This window comes from Paraburkholderia sp. J7 (genome assembly GCF_905220155.1).
In the GTDB taxonomy this organism is placed as follows: Bacteria; Pseudomonadota; Gammaproteobacteria; order Burkholderiales; family Burkholderiaceae; genus Paraburkholderia.
The window spans coordinates 188,529-203,112 of record NZ_CAJMYZ010000012.1; the positions used below are offsets into that span (position 1 = coordinate 188,529).

General features: G+C 64.2%; 16 protein-coding genes. 7 read left to right on the forward strand and 9 right to left on the reverse strand.

The features are described from left to right. Positions 1-326 precede the first annotated feature (326 nt). The 3 genes from U5A58_RS20850 (at position 327) to U5A58_RS20860 (ending at position 3,566) form a co-directional block, all read left to right on the forward strand. The gene (locus tag U5A58_RS20850) at positions 327-728 is read left to right on the forward strand and encodes a PPC domain-containing DNA-binding protein (RefSeq protein ID WP_321962853.1); all 402 of its coding nucleotides are present in this window, start codon (positions 327-329) and stop codon (positions 726-728) included. A gap of 175 nt (positions 729-903) precedes the next feature. Continuing rightward, positions 904-1,347, forward strand: coding sequence for a hypothetical protein (locus U5A58_RS20855; RefSeq protein ID WP_321962854.1), 444 nt, complete (start codon positions 904-906; stop codon positions 1,345-1,347). 89 nt (positions 1,348-1,436) lie between these two features. Beyond that, positions 1,437-3,566: a phosphocholine-specific phospholipase C gene (locus tag U5A58_RS20860; RefSeq protein ID WP_321962855.1), complete on the forward strand. Its 2,130-nt coding sequence runs from the start codon at positions 1,437-1,439 to the stop codon at positions 3,564-3,566. A gap of 82 nt (positions 3,567-3,648) precedes the next feature. On the opposite strand, the gene U5A58_RS20865 is transcribed toward U5A58_RS20860, so the two are convergent. Both U5A58_RS20865 and U5A58_RS20870 read right to left on the reverse strand, forming a co-directional pair. Further along, the gene (locus U5A58_RS20865) at positions 3,649-3,882 is read right to left on the reverse strand and encodes a hypothetical protein (RefSeq protein ID WP_321962856.1); all 234 of its coding nucleotides are present in this window, start codon (positions 3,880-3,882) and stop codon (positions 3,649-3,651) included. A 103-nt stretch (positions 3,883-3,985) separates the two neighbouring features. Then, complete coding sequence (locus U5A58_RS20870; RefSeq protein ID WP_321962857.1) at positions 3,986-4,435, reverse strand: Spy/CpxP family protein refolding chaperone; 450 nt, start codon at positions 4,433-4,435, stop codon at positions 3,986-3,988. 195 nt (positions 4,436-4,630) lie between these two features. Between U5A58_RS20870 and U5A58_RS20875 the strand changes: the two genes are divergently transcribed. Continuing rightward, entirely contained in the window at positions 4,631-6,001 is a 1,371-nt protein-coding gene (locus tag U5A58_RS20875; protein WP_321962858.1) for a phospholipase A, read from the forward strand. A 43-nt stretch (positions 6,002-6,044) separates the two neighbouring features. Here the strand turns inward: U5A58_RS20875 and U5A58_RS20880 are convergent, their stop codons facing one another. Beyond that, positions 6,045-6,236: a hypothetical protein gene (locus tag U5A58_RS20880; protein WP_321962859.1), complete on the reverse strand. Its 192-nt coding sequence runs from the start codon at positions 6,234-6,236 to the stop codon at positions 6,045-6,047. Between the two features lie 102 nt (positions 6,237-6,338). Here U5A58_RS20880 and U5A58_RS20885 point away from each other — a divergent pair, with 102 nt between their 5' ends. Then, positions 6,339-6,599 (forward strand): DUF2934 domain-containing protein, encoded by a 261-nt coding sequence (locus tag U5A58_RS20885; RefSeq protein WP_321962860.1) that lies wholly within the window; start codon positions 6,339-6,341, stop codon positions 6,597-6,599. A gap of 50 nt (positions 6,600-6,649) precedes the next feature. On the opposite strand, the gene U5A58_RS20890 is transcribed toward U5A58_RS20885, so the two are convergent. Then, on the reverse strand, positions 6,650-6,913 hold the full coding sequence (locus tag U5A58_RS20890) for a hypothetical protein (protein ID WP_321962861.1): 264 nt from the start codon (positions 6,911-6,913) through the stop codon (positions 6,650-6,652). 274 nt (positions 6,914-7,187) lie between these two features. Between U5A58_RS20890 and U5A58_RS20895 the strand changes: the two genes are divergently transcribed. After that, on the forward strand, positions 7,188-7,976 hold the full coding sequence (locus U5A58_RS20895; RefSeq protein ID WP_321962862.1) for a hypothetical protein: 789 nt from the start codon (positions 7,188-7,190) through the stop codon (positions 7,974-7,976). A gap of 16 nt (positions 7,977-7,992) precedes the next feature. Here the strand turns inward: U5A58_RS20895 and U5A58_RS20900 are convergent, their stop codons facing one another. From U5A58_RS20900 to U5A58_RS20915, 4 genes are all read right to left on the reverse strand, one after another. Then, a complete protein-coding gene (locus U5A58_RS20900) occupies positions 7,993-9,663 on the reverse strand; it encodes a tannase/feruloyl esterase family alpha/beta hydrolase (RefSeq protein ID WP_321962863.1) in 1,671 nt (556 codons plus the stop codon). Next, positions 9,660-10,775, reverse strand: a complete 1,116-nt coding sequence (locus U5A58_RS20905; protein WP_321962864.1) for an OpgC domain-containing protein — start codon at positions 10,773-10,775, stop codon at positions 9,660-9,662. Before U5A58_RS20905 ends, U5A58_RS20900 begins: the two co-directional genes overlap by 4 nt. 225 nt (positions 10,776-11,000) lie before the next feature. Further along, on the reverse strand, positions 11,001-11,477 hold the full coding sequence (locus U5A58_RS20910) for a VOC family protein (RefSeq protein WP_321913616.1): 477 nt from the start codon (positions 11,475-11,477) through the stop codon (positions 11,001-11,003). A gap of 79 nt (positions 11,478-11,556) precedes the next feature. Next, positions 11,557-12,474 carry an AraC family transcriptional regulator gene (locus U5A58_RS20915; RefSeq protein WP_321962918.1) on the reverse strand — a complete coding sequence of 306 codons (918 nt, stop codon included), beginning with the start codon at positions 12,472-12,474 and terminating at the stop codon, positions 11,557-11,559. A gap of 194 nt (positions 12,475-12,668) precedes the next feature. On the opposite strand from U5A58_RS20915, the gene U5A58_RS20920 reads away from it, so the two are divergent. Continuing rightward, positions 12,669-13,568 carry a DMT family transporter gene (locus U5A58_RS20920; RefSeq protein WP_321962865.1) on the forward strand — a complete coding sequence of 300 codons (900 nt, stop codon included), beginning with the start codon at positions 12,669-12,671 and terminating at the stop codon, positions 13,566-13,568. Positions 13,569-13,575: 7 nt separating this feature from the next. On the opposite strand, the gene U5A58_RS20925 is transcribed toward U5A58_RS20920, so the two are convergent. After that, positions 13,576-14,412: a hypothetical protein gene (locus U5A58_RS20925; RefSeq protein WP_321962866.1), complete on the reverse strand. Its 837-nt coding sequence runs from the start codon at positions 14,410-14,412 to the stop codon at positions 13,576-13,578. Between the last annotated feature and the right edge of the window lie 172 nt (positions 14,413-14,584).

Genomic DNA, 14,584 nt, shown 5'->3' on the forward strand with positions numbered 1-14,584 from the left:
ACTCCTGTTCTGTAGAGCTTTAGCTTTCTGTCGCATCAGTCGTGAGCGCGCTGACTAAGCGATGTTCCGGATGGGGGGCGAGTGAGATATGGGATTCATCCGAAAACGCGCTGTAAATAGAGCGCAATAATTCATTACGCATCACCGCGCCGCCTTGCCTTGATTTGGGATACAGAAAATTCGGTCTTATATGGCGAGCTATCTGGATGCTCGAACCTTGGCCGAACATCTGACCGCCCGAGGGAGAGCGCTGTCACTTGCCTCATTCGTTGTCCCGGCCTAACCTGTGCCGAATGCGACAAAGCAGCTACGACCCCGAGCCCAGCATGCAAATCCATCCCGTACGGCTGTCTCCCGGCGACGATCTGCGCGTCGCGGTCGAAGGCTTGCTTAGCCAGCACGCCTCGCATGCGGCGTTCGTTATCCAGGGCATCGGCAGCTTGAGCGTGGCGCAATTGCGATTCGCTGGCATCGAAACACCGACCGAATTGCGCGGCGACCTCGAAATCCTCACGCTCGCGGGCTCCGTCTCGCCCGATGGCGCGCATCTGCACATGTCCGTATCCGACGCGCAGGGCCGCGTGTTCGGCGGCCACGTCGCGCCTGGCTGCACGGTACGCACCACGGCCGAACTGCTGCTCGTGCTGCTGCCTGGCCATCGCTTCTCGCGCGAACTCGATTCGTCGACCGGATACGCGGAACTGCAGATCCGCAACGCGCGAGACTAATGCTCCAGCGCCGCCATTCGAGCGGCCTCACGCACCGTCACAAAACTTAAAAGCGGCTTCGCTATGCTTCGGCGTTGCCTTGCCGCTGCCTGCGCTGTTGCGTGAGTGATGCGCGAGGCCCCGCTCGGGCCGCTCCTCGAGCCGTTGTTGTGCCTCTATCTGGACGGAGACTTCGATGACGGTCGAATCCGCGCCGGCGCGCCTGCCATTGCCAGGCGCGTCGCGCAAACGTTTGAGCCTGCCCGCTGCATTCACCACAATGCGCGCGCCCGCCATGCTGCTTGCATGCGCAGCCGCGCTCGCGACGTTAAGCGCATGCAGCGCACGCGATAGCGACACGCGCGCCGCGCTCACTGCGAACGCCGCGCGCGAACTCGCGCAAGCGCAGCCAGGCAGCCATTCGCAAAGCCCGCAGCTTGCCAACGCATTCACGCTGGCGTCGGACGCGCCTGCAGCGAATCTCCCAGATAGTGCAAACCATGCGGCAAACGCTGGCGTAGCGGTGCCCGCGAACGCCGTGCGCTCGCCGGCAAAGCTACCCGCTGGCGGGAGCGCGCAAGACGCGCAGTCTGCGCAAATCGAACCGCTTGTCACACCTGTCATTCACACCGCCGATTGACGTACCCGGCCGCGCGGCCTTGCCGCCTGCCGCCCGTCAAGGCAGCGTGCCGTGCGTGCCTTTCTCAACCTGAAGATGGAAACCACAAGATGACATCGAGAAGCCGCCGTGACTTTCTCCGCACCGCCGCGATGAGCGCCGGTTCGGCCACCGCCCTGACGATGCTGCCGCAGGGCATCCGCAACGCGCTCGCGATTCCCGCGAACAATCGCACGGGGAGCCTCCGCGATGTCGAGCACATCGTGATCCTCATGCAGGAGAACCGTTCGTTCGACCATTACTTCGGCACGCTGCGCGGCGTGCGCGGCTTCGGCGACACGCGCACGATCACGCTGCCCACCGGCAAGCCCGTGTGGAACCAGCCGCTCGCGGCCGGTGTGGGCGAAGTGCTGCCGTTCCACCCCACGGCGGCCAACCTCGGCCTGCAGTTCATCCAGGATCTGCCGCACGACTGGACCACGACGCACGCGGCCTGGAACGGCGGCCGCTACGACCAGTGGGTGCCCGCCAAGGGCACGACGACGATGGCGTACCTCACGCGCGACGACATCCCGTTTCACTACCAGCTCGCCGACGCTTTCACGATTTGCGACGCGTACCACTGCTCGACGATGACCGCGACCGACCCGAACCGCTACTACATGTGGACGGGCTGGGTGGGCAACGACGGCAGCGGCGGCGGCCCGGTGATCGACAACGCGGAAGCGGGCTATGGCTGGTCCACGTATCCCGAAGTGCTGCAAAGCGCGGGCATTACGTGGAAGATCTATCAGGACGTGGGCGAAGGCCTCGACGCCAAGGGCTCATGGGGCTGGACGGGCGACAACGCGTACATCGGCAATTACGGCGACAACTCGCTGCTGTACTTCCATCAATACCAGAACGCGCAGCCCGGCAATCCGCTGTACGACCGCGCTCGCACGGGCACGAACGTGCTCGCCGGCGGCGGCTATTTCGATGTGCTGAAGCAGGACGTGGCGAACAACGCACTGCCGCAGGTCTCGTGGATCGTTGCGCCCGAAGCGTATTCGGAGCATCCGAACTGGCCCGCGAACTACGGTGCGTGGTACGTCGACCAGGTGCTGCAGATTCTCACGTCGAACCCGGACCTGTGGAGCAAGACCGTGCTGCTCGTGAATTACGACGAGAACGACGGCTTCTTCGATCACCTCGCGCCTCCGTTTCCGCCGGCTTCGAGCGCGAACGGCCTCTCGACCGTCGACACCACTAACGAAATTTTCCCGGGCAGCAGCAAGTACGCTGCGGGGCCGTATGGCCTCGGGCCGCGCGTGCCGATGCTCGTGGTCTCGCCGTGGTCGCGCGGCGGCTGGGTGTGCTCGGAAACGTTCGACCATACCTCTGTGATCCGCTTCATCGAGAAGCGCTTCGGTCTGCATCACGATCTGCGCGAGCCGAATATCACGCCGTGGCGCCGCGCCGTGTGCGGCGACCTCACGTCGGCATTCAACTTCGCCACGCCTAACGCGGCGATTCCCGCGCTGCCTTCCACGACGGGCTATGCCCCGCCCGACAAGCTGCGTCACCCCGACTACGTGCCGGTCCCACCGGTCGTGGGCAGCGTGCCGAAGCAGGAGGCGGGCGTGCGCAACGCGCGCGCGCTGCCGTATGAGTTGTTCGTGCGCTTCGATGCGAACGCCGGCTCGGGCGACGTTGCGGCGCGCTTCGTCAATTCGGGCCGTGCCGGCGCGGTATTTCTCGTCTTCGTCTATACGGCGGGCAGCACCGACGCGCCGCGCACCTATACGGTCGAAGCGGGCAAGCATCTGGAGGACAAGTTCGCGATTGGCGCGAGCGGCGCGTACGACTTCAGCGTGCATGGACCGAACGGCTTTCTGCGCCGCTTCGCGGGCACGCAGGTCAAGCCGGGCGGGTTGGGCTGGCTGGGCGGCAAAGAAACGGCGCGCCCCGAAGTGTCCGAGGGCTACGACGTGGCGAACGGCAACCTGCAACTGCGCCTGGAAAACAAGGGCGGCGCGCGTTGCCAGTTCACGATCGTCAACGCGTATGACCCGGGTGCGAAGATCCAGCGCACCGTGCCCGGCGGCGACACCGAGCCGCTCTATCTCGACCTGCGCAACGCGTACGGCTGGTACGACCTGACGATTACGGTCGATAGCGATGCGACCTTCGTGCGCCGGATTGCGGGCCACGTCGAAACGGGGCGCCCGAGCTATAGCGATCCCGCGCTCGGCGCCTGATGCAGGCTTGAGACGTAAGTTGAACCACGGCTATCGCTAGCCGTGGTTTTTTTGTTTACCGAAAATTACTGCACGTCCGCCTCTAGCGCCAGCGCGGCGGCGGCGGTCCCCAGCCCGGATGCCGGACGTGTCTCGGACCCCTGAAATGCGGGGGATGGTGCCACGGAGAAAAGCCGTGGCGCGAATACACGACCGGCGGCGGCCACATGGGCGCGGGATGCATGAAGAGAACGGGCGGCGGCGGCGCGTAGAACGCCCCCGGAATACCGATGCCCACGCCCACATTGACGTTCACGCGCGCCTGTGCGGTTTGCATCGCGCACAATGCCGGCGCGATACAAAGGAATGCAAACTTCAACACACGGAGTTTCATCGTCGATCCTCCGTCGCGAGCGCGCATTGCCGGCGCTCGCGGCTGGTTATTTCGTGTGCGCTTGCTCGGGCCGGAAAGCGGCGTCCGCAAGCTTCTTCTGCGCATCGGGCATGTCCGCGTAGAGCGCCGAGAACGCATCGAGCATCGCTTTACTGCCATCGGCATTCGCCTGGGCGATCTCATTCCACGATTGAAGGTTCTCCACCGCGGTTTGCTGCTGCGCGTTATCGTGCCGCTGCTGGATCAGATCGTCGACCGTTTTGGCGTTATTACGCATGACGTCGGCCACTTTCGCCCACTTGTCCTCTTCGGCGGGAGTAATCTTCAGTTCGGCATGCAATTCTTTCACGCGGTCGTCGACGGTTTCAGCGTGATGCTGATGCGACGATGCAGCCGGAGCGCTGGCCTGCGCCCAGCATGTGGAAGCGCCGAGCAGGGCTAGTGCAAGCAGGACAGGTTTCATTGTCAGTCCTCGCAAAAAGCGTTCGCTGGTCATTGCCGGCGACCCGGAACGAACCGTTTTGATCATAGCAGCGCAAGCAAACAATTCAATTTTGGCGGCCTGTCTGTAACACAAGGGAATAGGGCACGATTCCCGTAAGCACCACGCTTCACTCGTAGAACAGCATCGACTGGATTCGCTGCGCGGCGAATCGTTCTGCCGATACAAGGAGGCAACGTGGCGAATCGAATGGCAATTTGCAGGGAATCCGCTTTCCGTTCCGTACAGCGTGTCCGGCAGCCATGGGGAAGGCTGGGGTGCCTCGCGCTGGCCGCGGCCACGCTCGCGGGCTATGTGCCGGCGAGCCACGCCGCTGTGTCCATCACGCGGCCGCCGCGCGAAGCCAGGTCCGACGAGCCGCTCGTGGTGACGATCGTCTATACCGGCGATGCGCCCTCTGGTACCTCGGTCGACGTGCCGCGCACGTTGAGCATTGCGCTCACCAATGGCGAGCAATTGCCGCGAGCGGTGCTGCTCACGCGCGATGCTGGCGCGCCCGAGCACGTGCGGCTCGCAGCCGGCGAAATGAAGGCGGTGAGCTATAGCGCGCCGTGGCCCGAGTGGGCGCGCGGCGCCGTGCGAGTGGACGTGCCAGGCGTGGACGTGTCGCCTTCGGTCGTTATTCTCACGCGCAAGCCGCGCGAGGCCACGGCGAATGCGACCGCACCGGCATCGGCACCGGCGGCGCCGGCGGCGGCAGCGGTTGCGCCCGCATCGACCCCGCTCGCCATCGTGCCAGCCGAAGGGCCGATGGCGGGCAACGCGTCGCTGGCCGCGCAAATGCCGCCTTCCACAGTGAAGCCTTCGAATTCGCTCGTGCCCGATCTGACCACCATGATCTTGGGCCGCTTCTCGTTTTACCAGCCGAACTATTTCGCGGACGGCTTTGCCTCCAACGACTCGGATCTCGCGAAATTCCAGGTCAGCTTCAAATTCCGCTTTGTACTGCCGGACGACCCGCGCTCGCGAGGTTTCGTCGACAACCTTTATTTCGCGTATACGCAAACTTCTCTCTGGGACATCAACGAGTATTCCGCGCCGTTCCGCGATACGAGCTACATGCCAGCGCTGTTCTATTACCTCGAAGATACCGGGTGGCGGTCGAAATGGTTCACCCGCATGGGGATCGAAGTGGGCTACGAGCACGATTCGAACGGCGAAGACGGACCGGAGTCGCGCGGCCTCGATTATTTCTACCTGAAGCCGATCTGGGACTTCGGCGATATCAATGCGAACCACCTGACCATCGCACCGAAGATCTATGGGTACACGCACATCGCAGGGGAGAACTCCAATATCGCCGACTATCGCGGCTACGTCGATTTGCTGATCAAGTACGGCAGCCCGGATGGCTGGCAACTCGCCACCACGCTGAGAAAGGGCACGAAATCGTGGTACGGCAGCGTCGATGCGCAATTCACATACCCGCTTGCCAAGCTGTTCGGCAATGCCTGGGGCGGGTACTTCTGGATCGGCTATTTCAACGGCTATGGCGAGGATCTTCTCGATTACAACCAGCACCGCTGGGCTGCGCGCATGGGTTTCGCGCTGTCGCGTTGAGTGAACGTGCGGATGTTATGAAACGCCTTTTATCGCGCGTGGCTCAGTCATTGGACTGACCCACGACGAACCGGTGGCCATCCGGCGTGGCCACGGTGCATTCGCGCATGCTGTACGGTCGGTCGACCGGCGGCTGCAGGACGATGGCCTCTTTCTGCGCGATTTCGTGTTCGTGCCGGTCATGAACGATCTTCCTTAACAGGGATTCGACCTTGGTGGCGTGAGTATGATGCACGCAACGGGCACCGTGTTTGCTCGTTGCACAGGCAGCGCGCCAACCGCAGCCAGGGCTAGCCGGTCGCGACGCCGCTCGCGCGCGCACATCGGAGGAATGACCATGAATGACGAACGGGAAGAGCGCATCCGCAAACGCGCCTATCAACTTTGGCAAGACGACGGCGCGCCCGAAGGGCGGGCGGACGAATACTGGAGCCGCGCAGAGAGACAGATCGCCGCCGAATACGATGTTGAAGGAGACAGGCCGAATAACGCCAGCGATCAGGCCGGCAAGCGCCGGCTCGCCGGTGAACCCCTGCAGGAAAGCGACAGCTTGCCGCCGAACGAACTGGCGCGGGACAAGCGGCGCGGCGGAGTGTGAAAAACGCGAATACGCCGCAATTCAGGTCATCGTGGCGATCTGTTCACGCATCAATGATGCGTGAACAGATCGTTGCGATCTTCGTGTGACATGAGTGCGGCATGGCGCGAGGTTTGCGCGAGAGAGGCGTTCGAGGTGCCTGAACTTTCCGTGCCGTAGCCGGAATCGTCGGTGCGTTGCGTGTTGGCGTGCTGCGGAGCCGTCTGTTGCTGGATCTGCGTGCGTTGTATCGGATAGTCGCCACCCTGTGCGAAGGCGACGGGGGACAGGACAACGCCGAGCGAGAGAATGGCGGAAGCAATGGCAAGTTTCATGATGCTGACTCCAGACGGTAAAAATAAATTGGGATTACTGAAGAATGGACGGAATTTTCAAAACCCGTTTGTCCAACCGCTCATTCAACATTGCGCCGTCCGATTATCACGACGCATGCCAGCAGACTACGCAGCGAACCTTAGAACTTGCTTATGCGCAAGCCATGGTGCGCGCTTTGCGCATATTGAGTCGTAGTTAAGGCTTAGTTAAGCAACGGCAGCATATAGTCCGAGGCTATATCGTTCCGCCCCTCATGCGGCGCAAGGAGTATTCATGTCTACCGTCACTCGAAGTTTCGTCGAAGAAGCGCTCAGCAAGGTTCCCGCCGTGACATTCGGCTTCTGGATCATCAAGATTGCTTGCACCACGCTCGGCGAAACCGGCGGCGACTGGGTGACGATGTCGCTGAATCTGGGCTATCTGGCCGGAACGCTGATTTTCTTCGCGTGCTTCGTCGTGCTGGTGTCGGCGCAGATTCGCGCACAGCGCTTCTATCCGTGGCTATATTGGGCGACCATCGTCGCCACGACCACGCTCGGCACGACGCTCGCCGACTTCTGCGACCGCTCGCTCGGCGTGGGCTATCCCGGCGGCGTGTCGATCATTCTGCTGCTGCTCGTGGCGAGCCTCGCGATCTGGTATCGCGTAGAAGGCTCCGTGTCGATCGAGAGCGTCGCGACGCCGCGCGTCGAGTGGTTTTACTGGATTACGATCCTGTTTTCGCAAACGCTCGGCACGGCGCTGGGCGACTGGGTGGCGGGCGAGGACCGTGGCGGCCTCGGTGTGGGCTACGAAGTCGGCGCCGCGATCTTTGGCGCGAGCCTCGTGATCGTGGGCCTGATGTGGTTGTGGCCGCGCGTTTCGCGCACGGCGCTCTTCTGGTTCGCGTTCGTGCTCACGCGTCCGCTCGGCGCGACGCTGGGCGACCTGCTCGACAAGCCGGTAGCCGATGGCGGCCTGCAGTTCAGCCGGCTTTATGCATCCGTGCTGCTGATGATCTTTATCGTCGGCTGCATCGTGGTGCTGCCGCAACGTGCCGCGCGCCGGGAGCAGAACGCATAGTGTGGGCCGTTTCCGGCTACGGCATCACGCACGTGAAATTCGCCGCGAGATTCGCGTTGCCCTTGCCTAAATAGCGCGGGAATGCCGGGTAACGGCACAGTGGCCGCGTGCGGCCGTTCGTGGCTTGCGCAATGTCGGTCGCGAACAGCGTTTCCGGCGCGCTGCCGTGCGTGACCCAGTCGTCGAGCGCGCCGAGCAGATCCACAGAGGGAATGAACGCGCCATTGCCGTGCTGGTAACCCGGCACCATGTAAAGGCGCATGAAACTGTCCACGCGCGCTTCGCCGTAGCGCTCGATCAGCCCCTCGTAATACGCGATCGTCTGGTTCGGGCTGATCACCTCGTCGGCGAGTCCTTGCAAGGTGATGAGTTTGCCGCCGCGCGCGAGGTAGCGCGAGACGTCCGGATTCATCGCGCCGATCGTGGCCGACAGCGTGAAAAGCTGTTCCCGGTAGCGGCCGGGATGCATCACGTCGAAATTCGTCGCATCGAACGTCGGGTCGTGCGTGATGAAATACTTGAGGTACGCGTCGCCCTGCGCGTACAGGTAGCCATTGGTGACGAACCCCGGTTGAGGCAACCGCTGCGGCGAATGCGCGAGGCCCAGCATGCTCGTGAAGCGCGTACCCTGGAAGACGTTGTAGCCGCGATAGCTGTCCGCCCCCCAGGCCAGCGCATAGGGCAGGCGCAGGCCGTCGCGCAGGCTCTCCAGCGTCGCGACCTGTGGCGGCGTGAGGCAGTCGTCTGCAGCGGCATGCTGGCGGTCGGACTGGTCCTGCGAGGAGCAACGCAGCGCGTCGATGATCTCGGGCTCTTTCTCGCGGCAACTCTCGACGTCGCTGACGAGGCCGTCCGCAGCGCCGTCGAGCGCATCGCACGCCTGCATCACACGCGTGTACACGTGCTCCAGCAGTTGCGGCGAAAGATAGCCGCCCGGCGTGCGGTATTCGTGCTGACCCACCACAACGCCTGTCAAGCGCACGCCCGAAAAGTTCAGTGCGGGCGAATTTGCGATCACGCCGTCGTAGTCGTCGGGATAGCGCTGGATCACGGTGTAGCCTTCGCGGCCGCCTGTCGAGCCGCCTGCGAAATACATGTGTTCCGGCGGCCGCCCGTAGCCGAGCGTGATCAGTGCGAGCGCAACGTCATGCGCCTTCTTCAAATGCGCGTAACCAAAGTTGGTCACGGCTTCTTCAAGCAGTCCGAAGTTCGCTTCCGACGACGTGCCGTTGTGGCCGGAGTCGTCGCCGAAGGTCGCATAGCCGCGCGCGAGCGGCGCGCGCTCTGGCGAGAAGGGCATCGGGCCGGTTCCCGTCACCACGACGCCGCTGTAGCCACCGCCGCCGAACTGCAGCGCGCGGCCGTTCCAGCGGCTCGGCAAGTTCACTTCGAAGCGGATGTCCGGCGTGCCGGCGCTCTGGGCGCGTATCACGCCGGTCAAGCGGCAGAAGTCGCCGTTGAGGTTGCCCGTGGCGGTCGCGGGGACCATCGTGGCGCTCTGCACGAGCGCGCCGTTGGTGGGCAAGCCGATGCTCGCGGCCGGCAACAGCGCGCCGGCAAGGTCGACGCAATGCATCGGCAGCGCAGGCGCGTGCTGGGCGAAAGCGTGAGCGCTGGCGATGAGCGTGAGCGTGGCGACGGCGATCGCCTTGAGGGATTCGAGTGCGCGCTTGCCCCGTCGCATCATCCGCAGCGGGCTCCGTTGACCCTCGCGCGGACCTTCTCCTTCTGGCGGCCGAGCGTGCCGCACCAAGCCTTGGCGAGCATGAGCATCGCGCCGATCGCGACAATGTCGCCGGTCAGCGCCGCACCGAGTGCCGCCGCGCCGTGCAGCGCGTGAGGCGTGGCGGTGTCGACGATCACCGAGATCAGCGTGCCGCCGACGAAGCACACGAGTCCCGTGCGGCCCACGGTCACGACCGCGGGCAAGCGCGCGGCGATCCGCGCGACGGTGCCGCGATGAACGAAGTACGCCGCCACCATGGCTATGCCGATGAAGTTGACGACGCGCGCGAAGGCGAGATGCTGTTTCATGTCTCCTGGCATGGGTTGAACCAGAACGAACCATTTAACCGCCGCGAACAGCGCCACGGCGGCGAACGCGAATCGCACCAGCCAGCGTGCGGTTTCCGAGGTCTTGAAACCGGGCGGAACCGGGTGCAGCCGGCAAAGCATGCCGAATACGAACATCAACTGCCACGCAAACGGGTCGAACGGCCAGTTGGCGAACGTGCTCGCGCCGATGAGCGCGGCGAGCAGCGGCGCGAAGGCCCAGAGGAGCAAACTGCAGACCAGCGTGCAGAGCGGCGCGCGGCGGCCGAAAGGCACCGCAGCGGGCACGCAAAGCGCAAATATGACATACATCGGCAGCACGCTCGACAGCCAGGGCTGGCGAGCGAGCAACACGACGTGCAAAGTCTCGCGCACGGGGTGTGTGGCGAACGACGCCCAGCCGCTCAAATCGGCGGCGGCAGGGTTCAGGTGCAAGAGCGCGAGTAGCGCGCCCGAGACGAGCGTGAGCACGGCGGTCAGCAGATAGGCCCGGTAGATTTCCCAACTGCGCCGCAGGAAGCGCCCTTGCGCCGCGCTCACGCCACGGTGAGCGCGCACGGCCATATAGGCCGCAGCCGACGCGTAGCCGCCGAGAAACACGAACACCTCGGCGGAGTCGCACAGCGCGTACGCGTGCAACATCACATGCGACAAGGCGCTGCCCGGAATGTGATCGAGCACGATCACGATCAGCACGACGCCGCGGAAAAAATCGACTTCGATCGAACGCCCCTGGCGAGACTCCATGGTGCCCTCGCAAGCATCGCGAAAGGCGCGCTCACGCTGGCGCCAACCGCTCGATGAATGGCAGGGCGGCGAGTCGCGAACTGCGCCGCCGCCCATGTGCATACGAGAGCTTCACGCAGGTATCGTTCCCTGCTCGCGTCGTGGCTGACGCGCGCGCCATGTTGCGGCCATCTAAGTGTCAGCCGCGTGATATCCGCGTGGCAACCGCGGTGCCTGACGTGCCGCTTACTTCGCGGCAGCGGCGCGCTCGATCGCGGCGATGTCGATCTTGCGCATTTGCATCATCGCCTCCATGGCGCGCTTGCCGGCTTCGCGATCGGCGCCGAAGACGCATTCGAGCAGGCGCTTCGGTGTGATCTGCCACGAAAATCCCCAGCGGTCCTTGCACCAGCCGCAGTCCGATTCCTCGCCGCCGTTGCCGACGATGGCGTTCCAGTAGCGGTCGGTTTCTTCCTGGCTATGGGTCTCGACCATGAAACTCACCGCTTGATTCGCCTGGAAGTTGGGGCCGCCGTTCAGCCCTACGAAGCGCCGGCCGAGCACCGTGAATTCGACTATCAATTCCGCCCCAGCGCCAATGCCCGGTATGGGGGAAACATGCGCCGCTTCGACATGGCTGTCCGGAAACGTCGCGGCGTAGAATTGCGCCGCTTCGCGCGCTCTGCCTTCATCGAACCACAGGCAAGTCACAAGCTCCGCCATCACGCTCTCCTTCGGGAAATGCGCCTCGTTGCAGGCGCGTACCGATCATTGTGACAAAGCCCCGGCGACGCGCGGGTGACTACTTCAGGAATGCTTGACGATAGACGTTCGGCGCGGCGCCGAACGCGTCGCGAAAGCGATGGCTGAAGTGGCTCGCGTTCGCGTACCCGCACTGCGCTGCGATCTGGGCGAGCGGCAGCGCGGTCGTGCGCAACAGCAGGCGGGCGCGTTCGAGGCGCTGAGCCGCAATCCATGCATGCGGCGGTTGCCCGAACGAGGCGCGGAACATGCGCGCGAGATGGTATTCGGAGAGGCACGCCACATCGGCCAGTGCGCCGAGCGTGAGTGTCTCGCCTAAATGGGCTTCGATATAGTCGCGCAGGCGTCGCCTCGTCGACACGGCGAGACCGCCCTTGAGGGCCGCGCCCGGACGCCGCACGCCCTGACTGCGCAGCAGCAGGCTCAGCACGTCGTGCGCCGTTTCGTTGCTGCGCAGGAGTCCCTCCGGATCGGCCCAGTCCTCGTTGGCGAGCGCCTGGCAGAGTACGGCGATCCGCTCGTCTTCGAAATACGTGCGGTCGGCCAGCGTGAGTTCGCGCGGTTCCTGGTCGAGTTCGCGCACCGCACGCCGTGTGAAGTGCTCGGGCAGGAAATACAGATGCATGAAGTGCATGTGGCCGCGCACCCACCAGCGCGATTCATGGTCGCCGGGAAGCGCGCAGAGCCGGCTTGGCGCGCCATACACGCCGGGCAGTTTCTGCCGCTCCGTGCGGTAGCCGCCGTCGAGATAGCACGACAGCGTGTGATGGCCCGGCCGGTCGTAGACAGTCTCGGCCTCGCGCGTTTCGCGCGTCCAGACGGCCGCCGCAAACTGGTCGCCGAGCCAGGCAAAACGCTCCAGCGTCGCATTGGCCGCGCTCAGCGTGCGGCACACCGAGTGCAGGCCAAAGGGCGTCTCACTGGGCGAGGGCGTGGGAAGCGACACCTGGGCGTTCATGGTCGGGGCGGCGGGTTGCAAGTCGGTAATGGGGCGTCGAAGCGGGTTGTCGAGATGGGCTTTCAAAGTATACTCGCGCGCCCCGCTGACTACCGGCCACGGCAGGGCGCGGGCAAGAAATGCGCAATCCTGGACAAGTCCGCGCCGCGCGTGTGCGCCATAGTCGGGGCATCGACTCGATGTTCTTTCCGGCTATGAATCTTCTACTCTACGTGCTGACCGTCCTGATCTGGGGCACCACCTGGATCGCAATCAAGTGGCAGCTTGGCGTGGTGCCCGCGCCCGTTTCGATCGCCTGGCGTTTCGGGCTCGCGGCGCTCCTCGTGTTCGCGCTGCTGGCCGCGATGCGCCGCCCGATTTGGCCGCCGCGCGCGGCATGGCGCTATCTCGTCGCCCAGGGGCTGGCGCTTTTCTGCCTCAATTTCCTGTGCTTTTATTATGCCGAGAGCGTCGTGCCGAGCGGGCTCGTCGCCGTGGTGTTCTCCACCGCGCCGCTCCTGAATTCGATCAACGGGCGCATCTTCCTGGGCCGGCCGCTGCAACCCACGGCCGTGGGCGGGGCTGCACTGGGCCTGATCGGGATCGTGTGCCTCTTTCTGCAGCAGATGGCCGGCCATATCGGCGATCAGACGGTATGGCTCGGCCTCGCTGTAGCGTTTCTCGGTACGCTGTGTTTTTCCACGGGCAATTTGCTTTCGAGCCGCATGCAGTCGATGGGGCTCAATCCGCTCGTCACGAATGGCTGGGCCATGCTGATCGGCACCGTGGTGCTCGTGGCCGGCAGCGCCGTGGCGGGATTGCCGTTCAAGCTCGAGCTGGATGCGCGCTACCTCGGCGCGCTGGCCTGGCTCGTCGTGGCAGGTTCTGTGATCGGTTTCACGGCCTACCTGACGCTGGTTGGCCGGATCGGGCCCGAGCGCGCGGCGTATTGCACGGTCTTGTTCCCGATCGTGGCGCTGGCGGTTTCGACGGTCTACGAGGGGTACCGCTGGTCCTTGCTTGCTGTTGTCGGCCTTTTGCTGGTTGTCTCGGGCAACCTCGTAGCGTTCGACCTGACGCGGCGCCTGTTCACGCGGCGCGTGGCGGCGTCGTGAGCGGGCTTCAGCGGTCGTGGCCGGTCTTCACGGCATTGGCGTAGCGCCGATACAGCCAGGCGGAACACGGCGCGCCAAGATAGAGCGAGCCGAAGACGGTGAGGGCGTTTGCGGGCATACCGAAGGTGTTGAGCGCGCTGAGCGAAGCGAGACCCTGGCGCCGCGAGGCGAGTTCGTAGGCCGCGACCATGATCCATCCAGCGAGCGCCGGCAGCCCGGCGCAAAACTGCGTGGACCAGATGCTCCAGAAGTGCCCGCGCGTATCGGCCCAGACGTCGCGTATCTTGAGCGTGCCGCCAATGGCAACGTGCGTATGGAGCAGACTCAGCCGGGTGAGCACGAAACAACTGATGCCTCCGCCAATGAGCGCGAAAGCTGCCCCGACGATCGGTATCAGGACGCGCGCTTCGACGGGGAGCCGCGCAATCGTGGTTTTGGATACGAGAGTGAGCCAGATCATCAGCCCCACGTACAGCGCCATGGCGAGGCACCAGAGCACCAGCGCCAGCAAGGCGAATCCCCAGGTGCAGCCAAAGGATCGCCAATAGCTCGGGCCCGAGATCGGTTGTGCGTTCGTCGAACCGGTTTCAAGCAGTACGAAACGTATGGCGTGCATGATGAGGAGCGTAAAGACTGCGCTCTCCAATAATGCGAAGACGCCCAGCGGGGCGTAGGTGAGTAGCCTGAACGGCGGTGTGCTGTCGGGGCGCAGCGCGTTCACGACGAACGACGACAGCCACGCGTAGAGCAGGAGAAAAATCGCCAACGCAGGCCGGAAGCGGAGGTATCGCCAGCCATCGCGCCATGCGCCCTTCACGCACTGACCAAAAGTGATCGACTCCATTCGAACCCCCTGCGCACGTTGAGTGCCGCACTCGCCTCGACGCGCCAGCCGGCCGTTTATGTGCTGTGCATCATTCGCCGCCAGCCCGGGCGGCCGAGTCGATTGTGACGATCTGCGCTGAACCCGTATGTGGGATCACACACCGAGCCTTCACGCGGCTTGATCAGTTGAA